This is a genomic window from Coxiella endosymbiont of Ornithodoros amblus (assembly GCF_019425495.1).
Classification (GTDB): Bacteria; Pseudomonadota; Gammaproteobacteria; order Coxiellales; family Coxiellaceae; genus Coxiella.
In genome coordinates this window covers 16,795-40,152 of the sequence record NZ_VFIV01000007.1, presented here as the reverse complement: position 1 = coordinate 40,152, position 23,358 = coordinate 16,795, and the positions used below count along the sequence as shown (strand labels likewise).

Below are 23,358 nucleotides of genomic sequence, written 5' to 3'. Positions count from 1 at the left end.
GACGCTTGGCAATTCCCTCAAGGCGGATTTTTACCCAATGAAACCTTGCGTAAGGCATTGAATCGGGAACTAGATGAAGAAGTGGGACTGAGTCCTCACGACATTATTTACCTTCGTGAGACACGTCGCCAGAAAAACCTCGTCCACACGGCGGTTCGTTGAGGTAGTGAATTCACGGTATGTACTTTTTCCCACGGGCTATTACAATCGTTACCACTTTCCAAACGCTGCGGTTCTAGATCGGTATGGGAAGCAAGGGAGCCAGGGGTTAGCGCGGCTCAAAAAGGGGTCATTTGCATCCAGCTTTCTCCAAACGGTAGAATGACTGTTCAAGTCGCTTACCGGTGGCGTTATTTTTGGCAATCATACAATTAAAAATGAAAACATTGACATCGCAGGGTATTCGTACCTACAGACGCTTGCTTCAAGCGACTAAACAATATTGGCCTATTTTTCTTATTGGCGTCGTCGGTATGATTGCCGTTTCTCTCAGCGACGCGGGATTCACCTGGCTCATTAAACCGATCATTAACCGAGGGTTTATTGCACGCGATTTAGTATTCATTCGCTGGCTCCCCTTTATTATCGTTTTAGTGTTCTTATTTCGCGGTGCGGCTAATTTCCTATCAACTTATTTCATTAATCGAGTGGCCCGTAATATCATCATGGATTTTCGCCGCGATATTTTTAGTCATTTGTTGCGCTTACCTGCTGAATTTTACGATCGTCATAGTTCCGGACATTTATTATCGACCGTTATTTATAACGTTGAACAAGTTGCACAAGCAAGTTCAGACGCTTTAATTACCGCCTTGCAAGCTTCCTCCTTGGTGTCAGGATTATTAGTCGTCATGTTTTTGGCGAGTTGGAAGTTAACGCTGTTTTTCTTAGTCATCACCCCATTAATCGCTTGGGTAATGAGAATTTGCAGCGCCAGATTACGTCACCTCAGTACAAGCATACAAAAGTCGGTGGGAGAAGTCACTCATATTGCGAGTGAAGCTATCGAAGCTTATAAAATCGTCCGCCTTTATGGTGGACAAAAATATGAAAACGAAAAATTTCGCCACGCCACGAAGTTAAATCAGCAACGTGAGTTAAAAGTCGTGGTGACTAATAGTGTAGGTACTTCCTTAGTGCAATTCCTAATTGCGATTCCAATTGCTATCGTTTTGTTTTTTTCTACTCAGCCTTCGTTTCATGTAACCGCAGGCAGTTTTGCATCGATCGTTTCGGCAATGATTATGATGCTACGTCCGGTACGGCGATTAACGCTAGTTAATAGTTATATACAAAAAGGAATTGCTGGTGCTCAGAGTATTTTTAAGTTACTGGACGAAGATGTTGAAAAGGACAGGGGGAAGCGCCATTTAGTGAAGGCAAAGGGAGCAATTGAGTACCAGGGGGTTTCTTTTGCTTACGATAATTCTAAAAAGACTATTTTAAGTAGAATCAGTTTTTCTATCGAACCTGGGCAAGTGGTAGCCATTCTAGGTCGATCTGGGGCGGGAAAATCCACTTTAATTAATTTACTGCTGCGCTTTTATGATGTCTCGGCCGGCGTTATAAAAATCGATGGTATTAATATTAAAGAGTTTCGGTTACAAGAATTACGTAATCAATTCGCTTTGGTGTCGCAGCACACCACGTTATTTAACGATACCATTTTGAATAATATCACTTACGGTCAAGCGGGTAGTATTGATAAAAGAAAAATTATCGAAGCAGCTCGTGCGGCCCATGCGATGGAATTTATCGAGCAATTACCACAAGGATTAGACACGGTTATTGGAGAAAACGGCCTGCGTCTTTCAGGAGGGCAGCGACAGCGTATTGCGATCACCCGCGCTTTATTTAAAAACGCTCCCATTCATATTTTGGATGAAGCGACTTCGTCGTTAGATACGCACTCTGAGCGATATATCCAGGCAGCGCTTGATAATTTAATGTATCAGTGCACTACCTTAGTCATTGCACACCGGTTGTCAACCATTGAAAGAGTGGATTGGATTATGGTGTTAGAAGAAGGACGATTAATAGAGAAAGGAACCCATCAGCAATTACTCGCTTTAAATGGCGCTTACGCGGAATTATACCGTATGCAATTTTCTGGAAAACCTGTAGCCGTGACGGCTTTAGATAAATAATGCTGAGAACTCCACGATTTTGGTATCAACCGCGTTCTTCATTAGAGAGGATTTTGAGTCCCGTCTCCTTTTTGTATCAAATAATGGTTCGTATCCGTCGTTGGTTATACGCCGTCGGTCTTAAAAAAGTAAGAAAATTTCCTGTAGCAGTTGTTATTGTGGGAAATATAACCGTGGGGGGCAGTGGAAAAACACCGTTAGTCATTTGGCTTTCCAATGAATTAAAAAATAGAGGATTTTGTCCGGGAGTGGTCAGCCGCGGCTATGCTGGTAAAGCAAACCGATTTCCACAAATCGTCATGGAGAATAGTGATCCTCTTCAAGTAGGAGATGAAGCCGTTTTATTGATGAAAAAAATCGATTGTCCAATGGTTGTCTGTCGTGATCGAGGAGCTGCTGTTAAGCATTTGCTTCGAAATTTTCAGTGTGATGTTGTGATTGGTGATGATGGATTGCAACATTATTCTCTAGGAAGAGATCTGGAAATTGCGCTTTTAGACGATCGTAATTTAGGAAATGGGCGGTGTTGGCCTGCGGGTCCTTTGCGAGAACCAAAATCGAGATTAAATACGGTAGATTTCGTTGTTCCTAAGCAATTACGACCAAATGAAATATACCAATTAAAAAATCCAGCGAAGAAAATTGATTTCAATGAGCTAAAAGAGTTGACTGTTCATGCGGTGGCTGGAATCGGGAATCCCGAGTATTTTTTCAAACAATTGGAAATGCTGGGAGCAAATGTCATTGCCCATCCGTTTCCAGATCATTATTTTTATCGATCAGAAGATTTTAATTTTGATGATGATCATCTCATTATTTTAACCGAGAAGGATGCTATTAAATGCAAACAGTTTGCTGATGAGCGGTTGTTCTGTTTATCCGTTGATGCTGTTATTCCTGATCAATTTCAACGCGATTTTTTTCGATTGATATTAAACATTATCCTGCAAAAGCAAGAGCAGCGAGAAAGCATTTAAACATCTTTAAGAAAGCCTGAAGTAATGGGATATCGCCTATCTTTCCCGAATGCATGCTCGGTAATACGTATTCCAATAGGTGCTTGATGTCGTTTGTATTCATTACGATTAATCATTCGAACGACTTTTTTTACCATTTCAATATCAAAACCACCCGCCGCAATGGCAGCAGGATCTTCATCTTTAGCAATATAACGCTCCAGTATTTCATCTAAAATATGATAAGGAGGCAATACATCTTGATCCTTTTGATCGGGCGCTAACTCGGCAGAAGGGGGTCTTTCTAAGGCACGCTCTGGAATGACTTGCGAAATTGCGTTTCGATATCGACACAAACGATAAACCATTGTTTTATATACATCTTTTAAAACGTCAAAACCGCCGGCCATATCGCCATATAAAGTCGCATAACCAACTGCCATTTCACTTTTATTTCCTGTTGTTAATACGATAGCGCCTTTTTTATTTGAAATAGCCATTAATAAAGTGCCGCGTATACGCGCTTGTAAATTTTCTTCAGTGACATCCTTCCCAAAGCCCGCGAATTCCGATTCTAAGCTCTCGATAAAGGCTTTAAAAATAGGCTGAATGTTGATGGTCGAGGTACGCACATTGAGAGCTTTTGCTTGTGCCTCGGCATCTTCAATGCTCATGGGGGATGTAAAAGGGGAAGGCATTAAAACACCACTGACCTGTTTAGAACCAATAGCATCTACTGCAATGGCTAATGTTAAAGCCGAGTCCACACCGCCTGATAAGCCAATAACGGCGCCAGGGAAATTATTTTTATTAACATAATTGCGAAGGCCTAATACCAACACATTATAAATTTTTTCTTCATCTAAAGGTTCTGGAGGTAGCTGGGTTTTCGTTAAAATATTTAAGTTATCGTCGATATCAAATTCAACAGTGATTAATTCCTCTTTGAGATAAGCCCCTTGTTGAATTAATTCACCGTGTTGGTTAAACACCAGTGAGTCGCCGTCAAAAACTAATTCGTCTTGCCCCCCCACTAAGTTTAGATACACAATGGGTATGTGATATCGTTTAGTTCGTTTAGTTAAGAGATCGCGGCGATGGCGAGATTTATCTTGAGCAAAAGGGGAGGAATTAATACACGCAATTAATTGCGCACCAGCGGTAACGGATTCTTTGATTGGATTTTCAAGCCATAAATCTTCGCAAATTAAAATTCCGATTTTAACCCCTTTAATTTCAATAATGCAGGGTTGATCACCAGCGCTAAAATAACGTTTTTCATCGAAAACACGGTAATTAGGAAGTTCGTGTTTAGTATAAGTAGCCACGATTTTTCCACCCGAAATAACGGCAGCTTTGTTATAACATTTATTATCAATAAAATCAGGGTAACCGACCACTACAGTGATGCCATCAACTTTATTGGCAATTATTTGTAGCGCCTGATGAACTCGACGATAAAGAGCGGGGCGAAGAAGGAGATCTTCAGGTGGATAACTGGTAATTGTTAGTTCTGGAAAAAGAATTAAATCAGCTTTACTTTCCTGATAAGCCTGATTGGCGGCATCAATAATTAATTGGGTATTCCCTTCGATATCGCCCACTAAGAAATTGAGCTGCGCTCCTACAATAACGAGTTTTTTCATAAGTTGTTAACCCATTAATAATGCCACAACCACTTTGCGACCTTCGGACATTAGCGCTGTATAAGTTCGACAGGCCGCGCCCGTGTTCATACATTCGATACCAATATGGCGTTGATGAAATGGTGCTAGTTGTTTTTTAGAAGGCCATTTAAAGTTTTGGCCGGTGCTAAGGATAACGATTTCCGGCTCCAAAACCAAGATTGCCTCAATATGTTCACTGCCTAGTTCATCCAGCGAGCGCGGCTTCCATTCTAGCACTAGTCGGTAAGGAGAAACGAGCAGACTACTTGTGTATGTGACTTTATTAACAGTCACTGAATCAGGTCCATAGGCGTTGATATGATAATCACCAATACCTGAATCTTCAGTCAATAACATGATCGCAGACCTTGCTAAGCATTTATGATTACTAATGATAGCATGAATCTAGAATTTCCAGCCCTTTAATGAAAGTAGTCCGAATGGCAGCGAACTAAAATGCGGGGAAAACGATTGTTCGATAATTGACAGTTGTTAATAAATAGTAATAGTTAATATTGATTGTTGTTGGATAATAAAAGCATCTACTAATTTATGTTTTAAAACAAGTAGTTGTCATGATGTGGTGAAGCCCTGCTGAATCCAAAAAAACGCAAGCGATGATAACAATTGTCCATGATGTGGAAAAACAAGGTGACGTTTGAACATTAAAACAGATGGATGAATTATTTCCATTTAGAAGGGGAGATTTATAAAAAGACCGATACTAATGGTGGTGGCTATCAAAGCGAAGCAACTTGGTATTGTAAATTGGTTAAAAAAGAAAAAGTAGGAAAGCAGAGTGATTTTCCACGTGTACTCGAAGCTGTTTACTCGATTTTTTAGCAATGTGAAATATAGAGATAGTCGAAAGGAATTTGATCGCTTAAAACAAAATGGTGCATGATTTTAATCGCGATTGCTTGGTTGAGGGCGTGCTCTTTAGCGGTGGAGAACCACAGCAAGTGAGCGAAAAAGTTATCTGGTGTATTGGAAAAGCAGGACTCGATCCTAATACAGAATATTACGGTAAGTCTATGCTCTTGCATTGTTTGGAGGAAAAAGCTTAATATAGCAGCAAGATTGTTAATTGAGAAAATGGCACTAGGGTATGCGGTAACGCTGCGGTTGTTGAAGTGATTTTATCGAAAGTTCTGTCAGAAAAAGATTTTCTTTTTTCTGTTTATTTGGTGGAACAAGGTGCTGTGCTGGACGGGAATCTGAGGTTTTAGTTAATGTCATCCAGCCTTGTGACCCGGAAAATCCAAAAAATAACATAAGACTAAGACGAGTGCTGTGGTTAATTGAGCCTGATGTGAATGTTAATTTCTCAGCAGAAGGAGGTAAAACAGGACTTAGCACAGCGGTTGAAGCTGGGAATGTGTATAGCGCAATATTACTCATAGAGAAAGGCGAAAAGTTGCCGAATTTTAATGTTGTTCCTGGTGAAAATGTAAAAACGCAAGCGAACTATGTGTGGTTTGAGGGTGCCTTAAAATAGTGGTTGTATTAAGGTGTGTGTTATGGGTTGGCTGTGTATTGTCCCTTTATTCCAACCCATTTCCCCGACACCTTCGTTAGACTGGGTCCCGAACGTGAGCGGTACGGTTGATCGTTCGTCCCTGTAATCAATTGGATGCTTGATCGGGGCATCGATCCTAGCTGCACGGATGAAAAAGGAGCAACCTTGAGTGATGTGATTCTAATTAGCGTAGGGGAGTGATATACCGAATATTCGATTGTTCAATCTCTTAACCGAAAGACAAATCGACGCGCTAGCACTATTCAAAATATGCTGCTGACGCTCTAGACCGCGCTGCAAAATACTTTAGCCCTTTTAGCAAAAACCAACTGTTTGCCGTCATTGAGTGGCTGCCCATAAACGGCGTTGATACTAGTGCGGCGAAAACTTTAGCTCATTTTGATGTTTGGAATCAGCTGCTGCTTGTCAAAAAATTATTAAAAGCTAGTGCCCGTTTCGACGTGGCATTGGTAAACTGTGTGTCGAAAAAGCGGTCGCAATTAAAGCATTTATTTGAGAAAAACTCGATCGAGGATCAGACAGTTTCTTTGGGTGTTTTCCTTGGAAGGATCAAAATGACGAGAAAGAGGGGGAAAGCGCTTGGTTTACAGAGTAGTTTTTCAAGCCCTTAGAATGTACTGACTTATTGAGCAATGAGCAGTCAAGCGATGAAAAAAAAGGAAGATTTCAGAATGTGGCAAGGCCTCGCAAAGGATCACGAAGTCTCCTTATCTCGACCATTAATAGCAGAATCAGAAAACGGCATTTCCCGCCTGACGAAAAAAAGAAACGATAATAGACCCATTATCGATAGCCCCCTTCTACTTAAGGGAAGGCTAAAAGCCCGTCTCAACCCCCTCACTCCTCCTCATCCGCTGCGCACAGGCGGGGACCCAGCGCACGGCCGTTCTGCGTGGGAATAACGGAATCCCAAAAGTAAAATTGCTGTGACCACAGATTAATTTGCTATCTGTGGTAGGATTGTCTAGAATGCTCGTTTTTACTCCTTGCTCCACTGACTTAGTTCAGGGGGCTATTAAACCGAAAGGAGATTATTATGCGACATTATGAAATTGTCATACTAGTCCACCCCGATCAGAGCAGTCAGGTGCCGGCAATGCTAGAACGTTATCAGTCAATGATTAAAGAAGGGGGGGGGAGAGTTCATCGCTTGGAGGACTGGGGGCGACGCCAATTAGCTTATCCCATTAATAAGATTCATAAAGCCCACTATCTATTAATGAACATTGAATCAGGTCAGGGCGTTATCAGTGAGTTTGAAAACGCGTTTCGTTACAATGACGCTGTTATCCGTAGTTTAATTTTAAAGTGCGACCATGCCATTACGAAATCTTCCATTATCATGCAGGGGGATGAGAAAGGTGAAGGTTCGCGTAAAGAAAAAGTAGCTGCAGAAGCATCCGAATAAGCTTAAGAGGATTAATTTATGTCATTTCGCCGTAAAAAATTTTGTGCATTTGATGCAAAAAATCTCCAAGAAATTGATTACAAAGACGTCAACACCCTGAAAGATTACATCATGGAATCGGGTCGGGTCGTCCCGAGCCGGATTACTGGGACTTGCGCTAAACATCAACGTCAAATATCTCGTGCTATAAAGCTTGCACGTTATCTGGCGTTATTGCCCTATTGTGACACACATCAGTAAACCATGAAAAATTTTGGGAAATATTTATTAACGGATAACCTGCGGGCAGCTATTGCTGCCTTGGCCTGTGCTTTACTGGCTTTTATTCTCCCGACGGGGTTTATTGCTGTGGTTATGGTTGGTTTAGTGACGCTACAAAAAGACTATAAAAACGGCCTTATGGTGCTGGCCTTTGTTCTTTTGCCCGTGATTGCATTTTTGGTGACCAATCATATGGATTTCTTTTATCGATTTGGGTTGCTGCTTATCCAATGCGGGTTTGTTTTTATTTTTGCTTTAATATTACGCTACACAGATTCATGGCAGTGGGTGGTAAAATTAGCCGCAATGCTGGGCATTTTAGTGGTAGGCATGGTCCATATTATTTTCCCCGATATTAAACAAACCTGGGCGCAATTAATCACTCACTATTTAAAAACCAATGATTGGACTTCGACATTTCGACTGGGCGCGGGGCGCTCGGCTGAATTTGTGCACCATCTGGCGCCGATTGCAACGGGCGGTTTTGTTTTTTTTGTTCTTTTTAGCATGATCGTTTTATTAATATTGGCCCGTTGGTGGCAATCCTCCCTCTTTTTCCCAGGGCGATTGCAAATGGAATTTACTTCGATTCGCATCGATCCCTTGGCAGCCGGATTGTTACTGGTTGCAAGCACAGGTTTAATTTGGCAGCCAGTTTGGTTAATCGACATGTATCCTGTATTGTTATTGCCATTCATGTTGGCTGGCTTAAGCATCTTGCATCGGCTGCTAATGAATCGAAAAGACATGGTATTGCTGGTGCTGGCAGTGTATGTGGCTTTATTACTGCTTACCTTTTTTACCGTGATTATGTTAGCGATTATCGGTTTTATCGATAGCTTTTATAATTTTCGGAAACGTTATCCATTATTACAGAGTTAAAACGAGGGGCTTATGAATATGAAGCTTATTTTACAAGAGAAAATAACCAATTTAGGAAACATTGGCGATCAGGTGGTTGTAAAACCAGGTTACGCGCGTAACTTTTTGCTCCCACTGGGGAAAGCCGTGCCAGCTACACCTGAATACATTGCTGAATTTGAAAAACGGCGTACTGAATTAGAAAAGGCCGCTGCTAAGCTGTTAGCAAAAGCAAAAGCACGCGCCAATAAGTTGGAAGGTCAAACTTTTAAAATTACCGCGAATGCGAGTGAAGAAGGCCGGTTATTTGGTTCTATAGGTCCGCGCGAAATTGCTCAGGCTATTATAGAAGCGGGCGTAGAGATAGAAAAACGCGAAGTCGCTTTAGGTCAAGGACCAATCCGTCAGATAGGCGAATACGAAGTCCCCATTCGTTTACATACGGACGTTTCGCTGAATGTGAAAATCGAAGTCGCGCCAGAAAACTCCAATTCATAGCGCATAGATTGGGCTGAGCTTCGGAAGCCCAATGGCATAAAAATTTTATTTTCCAAAGAGATCATCCTTGGCAAGGTCAGCCACCTGATTGGAAAGCAAAATATTTTAGCAACATAACAATGAGAACTGTACTGGGTCTGCGATGTTACATTATTTTCTCCCTTTTTATTGGGCTAAACTCTCCAACCTACGCATTCGTTGAGTTCCTTTCCACAATTTCTCTCTTGCTCGCAGCGAGGCTAGGAGAGAACAAGGGAGAATGCTAAACTAGATCTTATGTCGCCACGTCAAAAAGTAAAAACCTTGGCACCCAAAGTACCCCCTCATTCTCAGGAAGCAGAACAGTCCGTCCTTGGTGCTTTAATGCTGGATAATCGCGCGTGGGATTGCATCGTCGATCGTATTAACATCCAGGACTTTTATCGCTCGGATCATCAGTTGATTTTTGAAACAATGAATCGCTTGGTGGACCAGCATAAACCGCTAGACGTCCTAACAATAGCAGAGGCATTGAAAGTCCGTGAGCAGTTAAGCATTGCTGGCGGTGAGCCCTACCTTTACGAATTAGCTAAAAACACGCCGAGTGCTGCCAATATCGTTGCCTACGCTGATATTGTTCGTGAGCGTGCTATCTTGCGACAATTAATTGAAGCGGGGACCGATATTACTCACGATGGGTTTAATCCCGACGGCCGTGATATTAAAGAGTTGCTAGATACAGCTGAGCAGCGCGTTTTTCACATCGCCGAAAGTCGTGCTCGTGGCTCTGGGCCGATAGCCATCGGTCCATTGCTTACTAAAGCTGCGGATCGCATTGATAAACTTTTTCATTCCAAACAGGCTATTACGGGGCTTTCTTCAGGCTTTACTGATTTGGATAAATTGACTTCCGGGTTGCAGGACGGTGATTTAATCGTGGTTGCCGGTCGCCCCTCAATGGGTAAAACCGTTTTCGCTATAAATATAGCCGAAGTTGCCGCCATCAAAGGCAATATTCCCGTGCTCGTTTTTAGTATGGAGATGCCAGCTGAATCGCTTGTGATACGGATGTTATCTTCATTAGGTAGCATCGACCAGCACAAAGTTCGCACGGGGCAATTAAAGGACGACGATTGGCCTCGAATCACTCATGCGATTGAAATGCTCTCCGAAACAAAACTTTTTATCGATGACACGCCCGCTTTAACTCCAAGCGAAATTTGCTCGCGCGCAAGACGCTTAGCTCGTGAACATGGCGGCTTAGGATTAATTGTCATTGATTATTTGCAACTCATGCACGTTCCGGGCACCAAAGAAAACCGCAGTACAGAAATATCAGAAATTTCTCGTTCCTTAAAAGCATTAGCGAAAGAATTAAACGTTCCTGTCGTCGCCTTGTCCCAACTTAACCGCAGCCTCGAAGCCCGAGGTGACAAACGTCCGGTGATGTCGGATTTACGTGAGTCTGGTGCCATTGAGCAAGATGCTGATTTGATTGCTTTTATTTATCGAGATGAAGTCTATCATGAAGATTCGCCGGATAAAGGAAAAGCTGAAATTATTATTGCTAAACACCGAAATGGGCCGATTGGTAAAGTGATATTGACTTTTCGCGGGCAATATACGCGATTTGATAATTTTTCTCATGAAAGTGTTCCGCAACGAATGCCATTTGGCGGAGTACCGGTGTGAAGCGTGCAACCGCGACTATTAACGTAACGGCGTTGAAGCATAATTTATCTCAAATAAAAGCATTGGCGCCGAAGTCTCTTGCCTGGGCGATGATTAAAAGCAATGGTTATGGGCATGGGTTGGTGAGAGTAGCTAAAGCGTTATCGGACGCAAATGCATTTGGCGTGGCGTGTATTGATGAAGCGTTAACTTTGTTAGAAGTAGGTGTCAAATCTCCTATTATTGTAATGAAAGGATTTTATAATGAAGCCGAGCTTTCCCAATTTACCCGACATCAATTAGGCGCCGTTATTCATTATTCAGATCAAGTTACCCTTTTAGAAAAGACTAATTTAATCTCTTCCTTATCCGCATGGTTAAAAATCGATACGGGAATGAATCGCCTTGGATTTTCTATGGAACAATTGTCTGTGGTTTATAATCAATTAAAAACTTCTTCTTCCATCCAAAAACCGATTGGAATAATGACGCATTTAGCGGATGCGGACAACGAGAATAAAACGTTTACCGAATTACAAATTAAACGCTTTTTCTCAGTTACTGAAAAGATGATTGGTCCCAAAAGTATTGTGAATTCAGCAGGGTTTTTTGCTTATCCGAGCGCCTTGGTCGATTGGGTTCGTCCTGGCATCATATTATATGGAGTTTCACCTTTTGGTATTAATCACAATTTCTTTAAAGAAAAAATCGAAAAGAAATTTAGACCGGTAATGACCTTATCTGCAAAAATAATAGCAATTAAAAATTGTCGCCGAAACGAGAGCGTCGGGTACGGTTGTACTTGGTCATGTCCTGAAGATATGCCGATTGCTATTGTTGGCATTGGCTATGGTGATGGTTACCCCCGCCACGCACCGAGTGGAACGCCCGTGTTGTTGAACGGGAAAATATGTCCTTTAATCGGGCGAGTGTCTATGGACATGATTGTTATTGACTTACGGCCTCAGCCAAACGCACAGATTGGCGATAACGTTATTTTATGGGGAGAAGGGTTACCAGTAGAAATTATTGCTGAAAAATCGGGTACCATCGCTTATGAATTATTGTGTAAAATTACACAACGCGTTCAATTTATTGAGATAGAAAAATGAATAAACCTCTTACTTCGAAAAGAATCCCTTGGAAATGCCGTCGTGGAATGTTAGAGTTAGATATTCTTTTAGAACGTTTTTATGAAGAAAAGTTTCGTTCTTTAACAAAAAATGAAAAAGAAATTTTTAACCAATTGTTGGATCAACCTGATCCATTGCTTTACGACTGGCTGCTCGGTCACGTAACGCCCGAGAGCTCAGAATTCAAAAAAATCATTCGAAAAATACAACAGCTTTCAAGTTGAGATAATGGTGGGCTTTACTAATTTTTCATAATCTTCGTACGCTAATTTAAGTAGTTGCGAGTGAGTGCCGGCACTAAAAACAATTTTTTCTTCGCTCAACTCTTTGGAAAGGTAAACTTTCGTATCGAATAAATTGCCAAAGGGTGGTATTACCCCTAATCCACACCGGGGAAATCGTTTTTGAAATTGGTATTCGCTGGCTAATTTCGCTTTATGGCTTCAGTTTCCTGTTTTAATTTGTTAAAGTCGACTTATCACCGCCCGGTAGCAGTAGCATCGCGAGCTTATCATCGATTTTAGCAATAACACATTCGCTAGCTTTTTAGCAGGTACATGTGAAATTTCCGCAATTTCTTCGGTAATATAATCTGGAGAATAATTAATAGTGACATATTTCACTTTGTTTTTATCGAGAAATTCTTTCAATTTTTCAAGTGGTATACGAAACATCCAGACTTATCCCATCTCATTAAAGAATTATAAGCTCATTAGAAAAATAGAGATAAGCTTGAAAAGCCAATCAGGTGTATTTTTTCAAGGCACCATTGACGCCTAACAGCTCCCGCATTTTGGCTTGAATCATTTCGATAGCAATTCGGTTCTCACCGCCCCGCGGAACGATAATATCGGCATAGCGTTTGGAAGGTTCTATAAATTGCAAATACATGGGTCGAACCGTTTCCTGGTATTGGGTGAGCACGGCTTTCAATGAGCGTTCTCGCTCGACGATATCTCTTTGCAATCGCCGCAATAGACAAATATCTAAGGAAGTGTCCATGAATATTCGAATATCCATAATTTCACGTAATTGAGCTTCTACAAATAATAAAATACCTTCCAAAACAATAATGCGATGCCGACCTACGGTTTTTGTTTTTTTCAATCGCCTGTGCCGGCTATGATCGTAGCAAGGCACAGCGATGGCATTGCCTTGCTGCAGTTGTAATAAATGTTCATACAATAGTGCATGGTCAAGAGAGTCTGGATGGTCGTAATTGATTTTTGCTCGCTCTTCAAAAGGCATATCCCCTAAATCTTTATAATAAGAATCTTCTGAAATAACGACGACTTGATCAGAGCCAAGTTCATTAACGAGGGTATTCGCTAACAAGCTTTTCCCTGAAGCAGAAGGTCCAGAGATGCCAATAATAATGATATTATTTTTCATGCAGTCCTCGTTTTTTAAAAAGCACGATTGTGGGGTACCTGTTCCATTCTGTTTTGGTGATGCTGAGTGAAAGGCAAGGACATTAGGATGAGCTCGTAGCCATTGGTTAAAAAAATTTTTTAAAACGGGTTGCCTTGTGCTGAAAAATGTCCCTGTGTCACACTGTCAGCAATAAAAAAGGAAATGGTTTTCACAGCTTCATCAATGAGTTATTGGTGTATGTTGATCGTAGCCTCAGGGAGGATCTGCCCTTATTTTAAAAGTTAGATCACTTTATGCTGAAGGCCTGATTTGGCAAAGTGTACCGAATCTTCAGTATTTAGCCAATCGTCTGAAACGGGATTCTAATGGAAAGCTGGGCATTCTTTCTCAGTAGGTTTTTGGGCAAAAGTTTTTTCTTCGGGGCCGTCGAGTGCTTATCGTGATTAAGAGGTTTTGCTTTCCCAACACTATTACGAAAAAGCTGAGCTTTTTCACGATCAATTGATTTTTTTCCCATGATTTCATTAGATGCCATAGACTTTCGTCAAGCGCAATATCACTCTATACGATCATCTCCCCGTAGCCTTAATTTCAAAAAACTCTTGTCGTCCCCCGCGCCCGCAGACGGGGGAGGACTCAGCGAACGACGTACGCAGCGTGCTAGAAGCGTGTTTGGACTCCTGCGTGCGCTAGATCGCGAAGTTTAAAATGAGTATGATTTGTAGATGATGACCGCATTTGTGAAAGCAGCCTTTCGAATACTATTTTCTTCTTAATGCAGATTAAATTGTTTTCTGAAATATAAATTATGTCTGGAAATAGCCTTGGAAAATTATTTACGGTTACAACTGCCGGAGAAAGCCACGGCCCTGCGCTTGTTGCTATTGTGGACAGGTGTTCAGCGGGATTGTCTTTAACAGAAGCAGATATACAGCCTGATATTGATCGGCGAAAAACAGGCAAATCGCGCTTCACTTCTCAACGACGCGAATCCGATCAAGTAAAAATTCTATCAGGCGTTTTTGAAGATACCACAACGGGTACACCCATCGTATTACTGATTGAGAACACCAATCAGCGACCACGTCATTATCCCCAGATAAAAGACCTATTCCGCCCCGGTAACGGGGATTATACTTACTTAAAAAATACGGTTTCCGGGACTACTGGGGGCGTACATCAGCTCGTGAAACAGTCATTCGCGTAGCAGCTGGAGCAATTGCGAAAAAGTATTTGCGAGAAAGGATCAATTTAAGCATTCAAGGATACACTGCGGCGGTGGATGCCATTCGCGCGGAACAGATCGATTTATCAATCGTAGAAAAAAGTCCTTTTTTCTTTCCCGACGGGGATCAAATCTCCCGTCTGGAACAAAATTCATCATGAGATTGCGTCGCGAGGGAAATTCGATTGGCGCTCGTCTTAATGTGATTACTAAAGGTGTTCCTTGTGGTTTGGGTAAGCCTGTTTTTGATAAATTAGATGACGATATCGCTTCTGCCATGATGGGCATCAATGCCATTAAAGGTGTTGAAATTGGCGATGGTTTTACCGTTGTGGAGCAAAAAGATTCGTTTCATCGAGATGAACTGAGTAGGAAAGGGTTTCTTTCCAATCACGCAGGGGCACCTTAGCAGGTATTTCATCGGGCCAAGATATCTTAGTGAGTCTTGCTTTTAAACCGGTATCGAGTATCCGTATTGCGGGAAAAACTTTGGATATTAATGGGGCGAAGAAGTCGAAGTCGTCACTACCGGACGTCACGATCCTTGCGTGGGATTGCGAGCAGTTCCTATTGCTGAGGCAATGTTAGCATTAGTTTTAATGGATCATTATTTTCGGTAATGGTAATAAGGTACAACGGGGAGAGGGGTTTAAAAAAAATGGCAGCGGTTTATGACATAGCCATTGTTGGAGCGACAGGCGTAGTAGGAGAAATGATTCTTCAGCTCTTGGATGGGCGCCAATTTCCCGTTGGGAAAATTTATCCTTTAGCCAGCGAACGCTCCGAAGGTAAAAGAATTTCATTTAGCGGAAAACAAAAAAAAGTCGGTGATTTAGCCACTTTCGATTTTTCTAAAGTTCATTTCGCTTTTTTTTCAGCGGGCGCTGAGCGCTCGGCTGAATATGCCCCGCGTGCGGCCGAGGCAGGTTGCATCGTTATTGATAATACTTCCCACTTCCGTTATGAACCGGATATTCCATTAGTCGTGCCTGAAGTCAACGCCCACGCGCTTGAAAATTATCGTTATCGTAATATTATCGCTAACCCTAATTGCTCAACCATCCAGCTTGTTGTCACGCTAAAGCCCATTTACGATGCTGTTGGCATTGTACGTGTGAATGTTGCTACTTATCAATCAGTCTCTGGTGCAGGGCGTCCTGCTATTGGAGAGTTAGCGGAACAAACCGCGCATTTACTCAATGGCCAACCCATTAATTCCTCTGTTTTTCCGTTGCAAATAGCATTTAATGCTATTCCTCATATCGATGTCTTTCAAGAAAATGGTTATACGAAGGAAGAAATGAAAATGGTCTGGGAAACACAAAAAATTATGGACGATCCTAATTTATTAGTAAATCCTACAGCCGTGCGAGTACCTGTTTTTTTTGGCCATTCGGAAGCGGTGCATATTGAAACGCGCGATCATATCTCGCCGGAGCAAGTTAAAGAACGACTTTCACAAGCACCAGGCATTATTGTGATTGACAAAGAAAATACTTATCCGACTGCGATTAGCCATGCCGTCAATGCTGACCCTGTATTTGTGGGTCGTATTCGTCGTGATATTTCCCATCCTAATGGCCTCGATTTATGGATCGTCGCCGATAATATCCGAAAAGGCGCTGCGCTTAACGCGGTGCAAATTGCTGAAGTGCTGATTAATGAAAATTTTTATTCCTAAGACTAACTGGATGTTATTTGTCTCCTAAGTCGGGTCATCCTGAGATCCCACCTCCTATCAATATTTCGTCAGTGAATGATCGATGGAACTTATCCATGCCATAATGCCTCCTTGCAAGCTGCTGACGTTGGTAAAGCCGTTATCCATGAGCAGTTGAACAGCGCGACGGCTACGTTTCCCTGATTTACAATAACAAATGATGAATTTATTTCTGGGAAGGTTCGCCTGACGGGTATCGAGTTCACGTAATGGAATATGTTGTCCACCGATGTGGCAAATCTCTCGTTCATAGGGTTCACGCACATCTATCAATAAAAGATCATCATTTTGATTTTCCAACCATTGCACCAATTTTTGGACCTCTATTTCACGAATTTTTTTTGAATTATCAGTATTTAAAAGCAAATTGAGAGCTGATTTACCTTCGTAACAGCAGGGACACTGGGGATTCTTAGGAACCCTAAATTCATGTATTCTCATAGACAAGGCATCGATTGTTAATAATCGTCCTGATAATACCTCTCCTTTATGCAATATAATTTTGATCGCTTCTGTGGCTTGAATGCACCCTAAAATACCGGGCAATACGCCTAAAACGCCACTAAATGTACAGTTAGGGATGAGCTCTTCAGGTGGAGGCTTTTCATATAAACAGCGATAACAAGGTCCCTCTTTATAATTGAAAACACTGCACTGACCTTGAAATTGATAAATACTGGCTGAAATCAACGGTTTTTTGAGTTGAATGCAGATATCATTCAGTAAATAACGCGTACGGTAATTGTCGCTACAATCGATAACAAGTTCAAAGTCTTTTAAGATTTTTGCGGCATTATTTTCATTTAAGAATTCTTCGTGAACAATAGTCTTTAATGATGAATTAAATCGGCTAAGATAGCGTCTAGCCATAATTGCTTTATTTTTTCCGATATCATCAGGCGAAAAAATTACTTGCCGTTGAAGATTAGATAACTCTACTTGATCCCCGTCGGCAATACCTATGGTGCCGATCCCTGCTGCCGCTAAATATTGCAGCACTGATGCCCCCAAACCACCCGCACCCGCACAAAATATTCTTGCACCGAATAAATGTGTTTGTCCTTCGTGACCAATTAATGGTAAATGGCGTGCATAGCGCTGAATATCGTCAGAGGTTAATGTCATGCGTATTTAGTCTCCGGACAAGGAAGCCACCCAATCATCCTCCTCATCTTGTAACAAATCACAGCAAACTTATCAAATACCGTTTTATTCATTAGGTTTCCTCCCGTTTAAGTTGTAGTAAAAACTATCTGACTTGATAGTCTTTCGCTTTACTTTTTCTATCTTGAACGGACAGCCCAACCCACCGGCTTTTTTTAAGAGGTTTTTTGGATAACGGCTTGGGTAACGTTGCTATAGCCAGTAGAGTCGCCCCCGGTTCTCACTGAAAAATAGCCATTGGATTAAATGTATTGGTAATTTAAACCTGGGCGTCTTGTTTGTCCTGCGTTCAACCTAATATAAACAAGATTTGGGAGGTAAGAGAGACATCTGCCAATCGGATATAAAATCCTAAATAAGGACCTCCTCCATAGTACCTGCCCTTTTTGTCTTGATCATATTTAATTTAATTGTACCCATGGACTCAATTTTCTTAAGGGTAGAGCGCGATGTGGACGAAGAATTGGCTGGTCGTGCCCGGGGGCTTTTTGGATAGTAAAAGTTGCGTTGGCGTTATTTTAGAGGGGCCAGGAGAACCAGGGTATGGCATAGCGTAAGGGAATACAGACTATCAAATCTAGCCATGGAAGGTTTTTGTTGGAGTTATTTTTGCATAGCAGAGCCTCATTCAATTAGAATTATTTAATTTTAATACAATTTGTTTGACCGTCAATCCAATATAATTCATTAGCAGTAAAACCCACTTTATGCTAAAAAGACTCCTCTTCTCTATGAAGAGGAAGGAAAAGAGGTAAAGCATGATCGAAAATATTCGTAATATTGCCATTATTGCCACGTGGACCATGGGAAAACAACGCTCGTTGACCAGTTGCTTCAGCAGTCAGGGATATTGAATGAGCGGGCCCGCGCCGGTGGAGCGGATGATGGATTCTAATGTATTGGAACGGGAGCGGGGGATTACAATCTTAGCGAAGAACACGGCGATCCGCTGGCGGGATTACCGGATCAACATAGTAGACACACCGGGCCACGCGGATTTTGGGGGTGAGGTTGAGCGTATTTTGTCGGCGGTCGATTCGGTTTTGTTATTGGTGGATGCGGTAGAAGGCCCTATGCCGCAAACCCGGTTTGTAACGCGTAAGGCGTTTTCGTGGGGTTTGAAGCCGATTGTAGTGGTGAATAAAATTGACCGTCTGGGCGCCGCGCGTCCCGACTGGGCAGTGGAACAGATGTTTGATTTATTTGTCAGTCTAGATGCCGCCGATGCCCAGTTGGATTTTCCTGTTATTTATGTGTCTGCTTTGAATGGGTATGCGACATTGGATCTCTCTTATCCATCGATGGATATGACGCCGTTATTTGAGATTATTCTCTCCAAAGTGACCCCGCCTCAGGTCGATTTAAATGGCCCTTTTCAAATGCAAATCTCGTCGCTGGATTATTCGAGTTATGTGGGGGCTATTGGAATCAGGCGTATTCAGCGTGGCACGATTCGACGGAATACACATGTTACTATTATTGACCGCGAAGGGAAAAGGCGTTCGGGGCGTGTATTACAATTATTGGGATTTTTAGGGTTGCAGCGAGTTGAGATCAAAACAGCAGAAGCTGGTGATATCGTCGCAGTGACGGGTATCGAAAATCTTGGAATTTCGGATACGCTCTGCGATCCACAGCAGGTAGAAGCATTCCCGCCGCTAACGGTTGATGAGCTGATTGTTAGTATGACTTTCCAAGTGAATAATTCGTTCTTTGCAGGACGTGAAGGTAAACTTCTCACGAGCCGACAAATTAAAGAACGACTAGAAAAAGAATTAATTGTAAATGCCGCGTTGCGCATTGCCTCTGGGGCTGATGCCGATAAATTTGTTGTGTCAGGCCGAGGTGAACTTCATTTATCGATATTAATTGAAAATATGCGTCGCGAAGGTTATGAATTTGCAGTGTCGCGTCCCGAAGTGATTAAGAAAATCATCGATGACATTGAATGCGAATCGTTTGAAAATTTAGTCTTGGACATTGATGAAGAACATCAAGGCGATATTATCCAGAATTTAACAAAGCGTAAAGGCGATTTAAAAAATATGATACCTGACGGAAAAGGGCGAGTGCGATTGGATTACCTCATTCCCACGCGCGGATTGATTGATTTTCATTCTCACTTTTTGACGCTAACATCCGGGTCTGGCGTCATGCATCATGTATTTGATCATTATGCGCCGTTAATTGAGGAGTTTTTACAAACTCGTCACAGTGGTGGCGTGCTAATATCGAATAGTCAGGGTGTGGCAACTGCTTACGCATTATTGAATTTACAATCGCGGGGTAATTTATTTATTGCTCCCCAGCAGGCGGTTTACGAAGGCATGATTGTGGGCAAAGATTCCCGGGATAATGATTTAGTCGTTAACGTTTGCCGTCAAAAACAGTTTACCAACATTCGCGCTACTAGTAGCGACGAAAATATTATTTTAACGCCAGCAATTAAATTTAGCTTAGAACAAGCCTTGCAATTTATTGCCGATGACGAGCTAGTCGAAATCACCCCAGTAGCTATTCGTTTACGTAAAAAATTATTAAAAGAACATGAACGCCGCCGAGTGGAAAGGTAGAGAGAGAGATTATGAGCAAACCAGACCTGGGATCAGAGAAACCGCGTTTAGTGATGGTTGATATAAATGATCTTCTCAGAATTCAAGTTCATGAAAAAAAGAAAATTGGTTTTAGAGATTAACCACTATCTGTATCCCCACTTAGAAAAAATAATAGATAAAACTTAATTATTCTTGATGGTGATTGAATTCACCATTTCAAAAGCTGGGGACATGGGGTCAGGTGGCGGATGTGGGCTGCGCTATTTTTTACAGTTTTGAGCAAAGGAAAACCAATGCCAGAAACTATCTATCTTTCTTAGAGAGTCTTGCTTTACCTATGAAAAAACCTTCTTTATTTCAGCCAAGAGTGCATTTTGAAAGTGAAAAGGAAGAGAGGCCGCGAGTGCGCTCGATGGGTCATTAAGTAGATTTTTTAAAAAGGGTATTCTTTTTGATATGTTTTCTAATCAAAAATTACTAATCGGCGTTACCGGCGCTATTGCCATTTATAAAAGCGTAGAATTAGTGCGACGTTTGCGAGAAAAAGGCGCTTTGGTTCGGGTGGTGATGACGTCGGCGGCGCAAGCATTTATGACGCCCTTAATTTTTCAAGCCGTATCCGGACATCCAGTTGGAGTTGATTTATTTTCTTCGGATAGCTCGATGGGAATGGAGCATATTGATTTAGCACGGTGGGCTGATTTCGTGTTGATTGCTCCGGCGAGTGCTGATTTCATTGCGCGACTAGCTCATGGACGGGCGGATGATTTGCTCACAACCATTTGCTTAGCTACGCAAGCACCAATAGCTGTAACGCCGTCGATGAACCAACAAATGTGGCGCAATAAAATTACCCAAACAAATGTGGATCGCTTACGCGATTACGGAATTCATGTTTTTGGTCCGGCAACGGGCGAGCAAGCGTGCGGTGATTATGGACCGGGTCGATTGCTAGAGCTCGAGGAATTAATTAATCAATTGGCAATTCATAGCGTGGAAAAGGTGTTATCGGGGAAACAGGTATTAATAACCGCAGGGCCAACGCAAGAAGCCATCGATCCTGTTCGCTATTTAACCAATGGCAGTTCGGGGAAAATGGGGTTCGCTTTGGCGGAAGCTGCATTAGCCATGGGTGCTAATGTCACTTTAGTAAGTGGCCCGACTCCTTTGAAAGTGTCTCAAAAAATCAATCGAATTGATGTTACTACCACTATCCAGATGTTTGAAACCGTTATAAAACATGCGGCAGAATGCGACTTGTTTATTGGTGCTGCGGCGGTGAGCGATTATCGACCAAAAAATTTCTCTCCTCAAAAATTTAAAAAATCCGATGCAAACTGGGCGCTTAATTTAGTGCGAAATCCTGATATCATTTCAGAAATAGGGAGATTATCGAATAAACCTTTCGTGGTAGGGTTTGCATTAGAAACCGATAATCCCATTGAGAATGCGAAATTAAAATTGCAGAAAAAAAACATGGATGTGATTGTGGTCAACGAGGTGTCAGCGCTTTGCAGCGATGAAAATGCAGTCACCCTTATGACGCGCTCAGGTAAAACCAAAAAATTGCCAGTGACGACAAAAAAAACTTTAGCCTTACAATTACTCGAGTTTATTAGCAAAGAAATGTGAGGATTGTCTTTTCTGAGACTAAGGGTAAGGAAAACCGAAAAATGTTAAGAATGGCAAAAATAATCTTTTGGATAATTTTTTATTTTTTTGCTTGTCTTTGTATTTATTTACAGAAATTATCGTCTATATCGACATATCGTGTTGCAAGACAGTCATTTGCTATTAAGTGATGAGGTTCACGCGGCCGATCGTCTTATTCCCAAAGGTGTCAAAATTATTCAGATTTTCTCGCTCAATGGCGGCGGAATTCGGGGCATTCTTACAGCTCACGTATTACAATATTTAGAGAAGGTTATCGGAAAACCCATAAGGTTACGGCAAACCCATCTCGAAATTATTTGATTTTGTAATCTAGATTGACGGGTTGTCTGATTGCGACTCAATTATTAACGCCAGACGCCCACAGTAATCCTCGATTTACCGTATCCGAAGTGCTAAAAAATTATGATAGACAAGCGAGGGCTATATTTCGAAATCCTCTCGCTCACAAAATCATTAGCTTGGGAGGTTTTTGGGGGATCGAATATTTAAACCGCAGAAAGAAATAAATATTAAAGCGTCACTTTGGCTCGATTTTGTTCGCTCAATTATTACTACTGACAGTTATTACTGCTTATTCCCTAAAAGAGAGCACCCGGCTTTTTAAGAGCTACACCCAAGAAGTGCGGCATTATTATTTGTGGGGCAGTGTTAAATGCGGCGACAAGTGTTCTTATTTTTTCCGGCTATGGGCGTACGATCTATTCGTGATAAATATCTCGAAGATATCATTATCGATTGGGGTATTTATGCGCTTAATTCATCTTTAACGCGCTGACTCAAGTTTTTGTTCGTTATCCAAAGTCAGATTATCTTCATAGTCCTGATTGGAACGGGGAACCAGATTCCTTCCGTTAGTAGCAAGCACTATGCATTGGGAATATTAGGCTGGTGGCGCAGTTTGTTACTGATGCTTTTACGCATAGTCCATCGACGCAAATCGAGTTCTCTCAAACATTGATGAAAGTGACGTCTTGGGTTGACGTTTGGATTATTTTAGTGTTGCGATATCTAGCGATAGCGAGTTTATTGATAATATCTCTTCAGAGAACATAAAACGCTTAAATGCTTACGGGGAGAAATTGGCAGAAGAAAATCGTTTCGAACTTGATTAATTAGCTAAACCTTTGTCTAATGAATAAAGGGCCATAATTAAAAAAGCTCATTATTAAGGTCGCCAGCATTCCGAGAAAGAGGAGTGTGTAAATCCAAAAATTTCCCAATGAATTTCATTGCAACGAGGACTTGTTGAACCACATAAGTCGATAGAGGAAAATCCAGGGATCATTTGTTGTAAATATTGATAAGCCGAAAATAAAAAAACCCACAGGACCACTAACGGTAGAGCATATTTCACCACCACTCGATCCGTCTGATAAGCTGCAATTCCTAATAGGAGATGGTTAATGGGCAAAATATATATCCGTTGATACCAGCATAAATCACACACCGGGATATGGCGGAGGAGGCTAAGATAAAGCGAGCCTAATGTTGCGATTAGCGCGGTTAGTCATGCAAAATAAAGGCT

General features: G+C 41.7%; 21 protein-coding genes and 7 pseudogenes. 21 read left to right on the top strand and 7 right to left on the bottom strand.

The genetic code is table 11. From position 1 onward, the window contains the following. From FIV31_RS02005 to lpxK, 3 genes and pseudogenes are all read left to right on the top strand, one after another. A pseudogene (locus tag FIV31_RS02005) lies at positions 1–129 on the top strand (NUDIX domain-containing protein); the annotation flags it as partial. A gap of 227 nt (positions 130–356) precedes the next feature. Continuing rightward, a complete protein-coding gene (msbA, locus tag FIV31_RS02000; protein WP_280123618.1) occupies positions 357–2,147 on the top strand; it encodes a lipid A export permease/ATP-binding protein MsbA in 1,791 nt (596 codons plus the stop codon). Then, positions 2,147–3,124 (top strand): tetraacyldisaccharide 4'-kinase, encoded by a 978-nt coding sequence (lpxK, locus tag FIV31_RS01995; protein WP_280123617.1) that lies wholly within the window; start codon positions 2,147–2,149, stop codon positions 3,122–3,124. The genes msbA and lpxK overlap by 1 nt, the downstream gene beginning before the upstream one ends. On the opposite strand, the gene FIV31_RS01990 is transcribed toward lpxK, so the two are convergent. Continuing rightward, positions 3,121–4,749: an NAD+ synthase gene (locus FIV31_RS01990; RefSeq protein WP_280123616.1), complete on the bottom strand. Its 1,629-nt coding sequence runs from the start codon at positions 4,747–4,749 to the stop codon at positions 3,121–3,123. The two genes, lpxK and FIV31_RS01990, sit on opposite strands and share 4 nt — an antisense overlap. Before the next feature lie 6 nt (positions 4,750–4,755). Next, a complete protein-coding gene (locus tag FIV31_RS01985; RefSeq protein WP_280123615.1) occupies positions 4,756–5,127 on the bottom strand; it encodes an Mth938-like domain-containing protein in 372 nt (123 codons plus the stop codon). A 321-nt stretch (positions 5,128–5,448) separates the two neighbouring features. Between FIV31_RS01985 and FIV31_RS01980 the strand changes: the two genes are divergently transcribed. The 12 genes from FIV31_RS01980 to FIV31_RS01925 all read left to right on the top strand — a co-directional run bounded on the left by FIV31_RS01980 (position 5,449) and on the right by FIV31_RS01925 (position 12,345). Further along, positions 5,449–5,613 (top strand): hypothetical protein, encoded by a 165-nt coding sequence (locus tag FIV31_RS01980; protein WP_280123614.1) that lies wholly within the window; start codon positions 5,449–5,451, stop codon positions 5,611–5,613. Positions 5,614–5,663: 50 nt separating this feature from the next. Further along, positions 5,664–5,837 (top strand): hypothetical protein, encoded by a 174-nt coding sequence (locus FIV31_RS01975; protein ID WP_280123613.1) that lies wholly within the window; start codon positions 5,664–5,666, stop codon positions 5,835–5,837. A 221-nt stretch (positions 5,838–6,058) separates the two neighbouring features. Further along, positions 6,059–6,268, top strand: a complete 210-nt coding sequence (locus FIV31_RS01970) for a hypothetical protein (protein ID WP_280123612.1) — start codon at positions 6,059–6,061, stop codon at positions 6,266–6,268. Positions 6,269–6,981: 713 nt separating this feature from the next. Beyond that, the gene (locus FIV31_RS01965; RefSeq protein WP_280123611.1) at positions 6,982–7,212 is read left to right on the top strand and encodes a hypothetical protein; all 231 of its coding nucleotides are present in this window, start codon (positions 6,982–6,984) and stop codon (positions 7,210–7,212) included. Positions 7,213–7,252: 40 nt separating this feature from the next. Beyond that, positions 7,253–7,360, top strand: a complete 108-nt coding sequence (locus FIV31_RS01960) for a hypothetical protein (protein WP_280123610.1) — start codon at positions 7,253–7,255, stop codon at positions 7,358–7,360. Further along, positions 7,347–7,718 carry a 30S ribosomal protein S6 gene (rpsF, locus tag FIV31_RS01955; protein WP_280123609.1) on the top strand — a complete coding sequence of 124 codons (372 nt, stop codon included), beginning with the start codon at positions 7,347–7,349 and terminating at the stop codon, positions 7,716–7,718. The genes FIV31_RS01960 and rpsF overlap by 14 nt, the downstream gene beginning before the upstream one ends. Positions 7,719–7,736: 18 nt before the next feature. Further along, complete coding sequence (gene rpsR, locus FIV31_RS01950) at positions 7,737–7,958, top strand: 30S ribosomal protein S18 (protein ID WP_005768821.1); 222 nt, start codon at positions 7,737–7,739, stop codon at positions 7,956–7,958. Positions 7,959–7,961: 3 nt separating this feature from the next. Further along, positions 7,962–8,861 carry a hypothetical protein gene (locus tag FIV31_RS01945; protein WP_280123608.1) on the top strand — a complete coding sequence of 300 codons (900 nt, stop codon included), beginning with the start codon at positions 7,962–7,964 and terminating at the stop codon, positions 8,859–8,861. Between the two features lie 18 nt (positions 8,862–8,879). Continuing rightward, positions 8,880–9,338, top strand: coding sequence for a 50S ribosomal protein L9 (rplI, locus tag FIV31_RS01940; RefSeq protein ID WP_280123622.1), 459 nt, complete (start codon positions 8,880–8,882; stop codon positions 9,336–9,338). 276 nt (positions 9,339–9,614) lie between these two features. Continuing rightward, entirely contained in the window at positions 9,615–11,009 is a 1,395-nt protein-coding gene (dnaB, locus tag FIV31_RS01935; RefSeq protein ID WP_280123607.1) for a replicative DNA helicase, read from the top strand. Further along, on the top strand, positions 11,006–12,100 hold the full coding sequence (gene alr, locus FIV31_RS01930; protein ID WP_280123606.1) for an alanine racemase: 1,095 nt from the start codon (positions 11,006–11,008) through the stop codon (positions 12,098–12,100). Before dnaB ends, alr begins: the two co-directional genes overlap by 4 nt. Beyond that, a complete protein-coding gene (locus FIV31_RS01925) occupies positions 12,097–12,345 on the top strand; it encodes an FAD assembly factor SdhE (RefSeq protein ID WP_280123605.1) in 249 nt (82 codons plus the stop codon). Before alr ends, FIV31_RS01925 begins: the two co-directional genes overlap by 4 nt. Here FIV31_RS01925 and FIV31_RS01920 read toward each other — a convergent pair. The 3 genes and pseudogenes from FIV31_RS01920 to FIV31_RS01910 all read right to left on the bottom strand — a co-directional run. Then, a pseudogene (locus FIV31_RS01920) lies at positions 12,337–12,546 on the bottom strand (YbaK/EbsC family protein); the annotation flags it as partial. The gene FIV31_RS01925 and the pseudogene FIV31_RS01920 overlap by 9 nt on opposite strands. A 319-nt stretch (positions 12,547–12,865) precedes the next feature. Beyond that, entirely contained in the window at positions 12,866–13,513 is a 648-nt protein-coding gene (udk, locus tag FIV31_RS01915) for a uridine kinase (protein WP_280123604.1), read from the bottom strand. Then, positions 13,503–14,030: pseudogene (locus tag FIV31_RS01910) on the bottom strand (Smr/MutS family protein). Before FIV31_RS01910 ends, udk begins: the two are co-directional and overlap by 11 nt. A 273-nt stretch (positions 14,031–14,303) precedes the next feature. On the opposite strand from FIV31_RS01910, the pseudogene FIV31_RS08390 reads away from it, so the two are divergent. From FIV31_RS08390 to FIV31_RS01900, 3 genes and pseudogenes are all read left to right on the top strand, one after another. After that, positions 14,304–14,881: pseudogene (locus FIV31_RS08390) on the top strand (chorismate synthase). Then, positions 14,878–15,340, top strand: a pseudogene (locus tag FIV31_RS08385) (chorismate synthase). The pseudogenes FIV31_RS08390 and FIV31_RS08385 overlap by 4 nt, the downstream one beginning before the upstream one ends. A gap of 38 nt (positions 15,341–15,378) precedes the next feature. Next, positions 15,379–16,401 (top strand): aspartate-semialdehyde dehydrogenase, encoded by a 1,023-nt coding sequence (locus FIV31_RS01900; protein WP_280123603.1) that lies wholly within the window; start codon positions 15,379–15,381, stop codon positions 16,399–16,401. Positions 16,402–16,458: 57 nt separating this feature from the next. Here the strand turns inward: FIV31_RS01900 and FIV31_RS01895 are convergent, their stop codons facing one another. Next, on the bottom strand, positions 16,459–17,565 hold the full coding sequence (locus tag FIV31_RS01895) for a ThiF family adenylyltransferase (RefSeq protein ID WP_280123602.1): 1,107 nt from the start codon (positions 17,563–17,565) through the stop codon (positions 16,459–16,461). Between the two features lie 797 nt (positions 17,566–18,362). Between FIV31_RS01895 and typA the strand changes: the two are divergent. The 3 genes and pseudogenes from typA to FIV31_RS01880 all read left to right on the top strand — a co-directional run bounded on the left by typA (position 18,363) and on the right by FIV31_RS01880 (position 22,133). Further along, positions 18,363–20,177 (top strand): annotated as a pseudogene (gene typA / locus FIV31_RS01890) (translational GTPase TypA). 438 nt (positions 20,178–20,615) lie between these two features. After that, a complete protein-coding gene (coaBC, locus tag FIV31_RS01885; protein ID WP_280123601.1) occupies positions 20,616–21,791 on the top strand; it encodes a bifunctional phosphopantothenoylcysteine decarboxylase/phosphopantothenate--cysteine ligase CoaBC in 1,176 nt (391 codons plus the stop codon). A gap of 138 nt (positions 21,792–21,929) precedes the next feature. Continuing rightward, on the top strand, positions 21,930–22,133 hold the full coding sequence (locus FIV31_RS01880) for a hypothetical protein (protein ID WP_280123600.1): 204 nt from the start codon (positions 21,930–21,932) through the stop codon (positions 22,131–22,133). An 808-nt stretch (positions 22,134–22,941) separates the two neighbouring features. On the opposite strand, the pseudogene FIV31_RS01875 reads toward FIV31_RS01880, so the two are convergent. After that, positions 22,942–23,328 (bottom strand): annotated as a pseudogene (locus FIV31_RS01875) (disulfide bond formation protein B). Between the last annotated feature and the right edge of the window lie 30 nt (positions 23,329–23,358).

Excerpts from the sequence above, each read along its gene's own strand:
- lpxK (WP_280123617.1), top strand. The coding sequence starts at position 2,147 with ATGCTGAGAACTCCACGATTTTGGTATCAACCGCGTTCTTCATTAGAG.
- FIV31_RS01990 (WP_280123616.1), bottom strand. The coding sequence starts at position 4,749 with ATGAAAAAACTCGTTATTGTAGGAGCGCAGCTCAATTTCTTAGTGGGC.
- FIV31_RS01985 (WP_280123615.1), bottom strand. The coding sequence starts at position 5,127 with ATGTTATTGACTGAAGATTCAGGTATTGGTGATTATCATATCAACGCC.
- FIV31_RS01980 (WP_280123614.1), top strand. The coding sequence starts at position 5,449 with ATGAATTATTTCCATTTAGAAGGGGAGATTTATAAAAAGACCGATACT.
- FIV31_RS01975 (WP_280123613.1), top strand. The coding sequence starts at position 5,664 with ATGGTGCATGATTTTAATCGCGATTGCTTGGTTGAGGGCGTGCTCTTT.
- FIV31_RS01965 (WP_280123611.1), top strand. The coding sequence starts at position 6,982 with ATGTGGCAAGGCCTCGCAAAGGATCACGAAGTCTCCTTATCTCGACCA.
- rpsF (WP_280123609.1), top strand. The coding sequence starts at position 7,347 with ATGCGACATTATGAAATTGTCATACTAGTCCACCCCGATCAGAGCAGT.
- rpsR (WP_005768821.1), top strand. The coding sequence starts at position 7,737 with ATGTCATTTCGCCGTAAAAAATTTTGTGCATTTGATGCAAAAAATCTC.
- FIV31_RS01945 (WP_280123608.1), top strand. The coding sequence starts at position 7,962 with ATGAAAAATTTTGGGAAATATTTATTAACGGATAACCTGCGGGCAGCT.
- rplI (WP_280123622.1), top strand. The coding sequence starts at position 8,880 with ATGAAGCTTATTTTACAAGAGAAAATAACCAATTTAGGAAACATTGGC.
- dnaB (WP_280123607.1), top strand. The coding sequence starts at position 9,615 with ATGTCGCCACGTCAAAAAGTAAAAACCTTGGCACCCAAAGTACCCCCT.
- FIV31_RS01925 (WP_280123605.1), top strand. The coding sequence starts at position 12,097 with ATGAATAAACCTCTTACTTCGAAAAGAATCCCTTGGAAATGCCGTCGT.
- udk (WP_280123604.1), bottom strand. The coding sequence starts at position 13,513 with ATGAAAAATAATATCATTATTATTGGCATCTCTGGACCTTCTGCTTCA.
- FIV31_RS01900 (WP_280123603.1), top strand. The coding sequence starts at position 15,379 with ATGGCAGCGGTTTATGACATAGCCATTGTTGGAGCGACAGGCGTAGTA.
- FIV31_RS01895 (WP_280123602.1), bottom strand. The coding sequence starts at position 17,565 with ATGACATTAACCTCTGACGATATTCAGCGCTATGCACGCCATTTACCA.
- coaBC (WP_280123601.1), top strand. The coding sequence starts at position 20,616 with ATGTTTTCTAATCAAAAATTACTAATCGGCGTTACCGGCGCTATTGCC.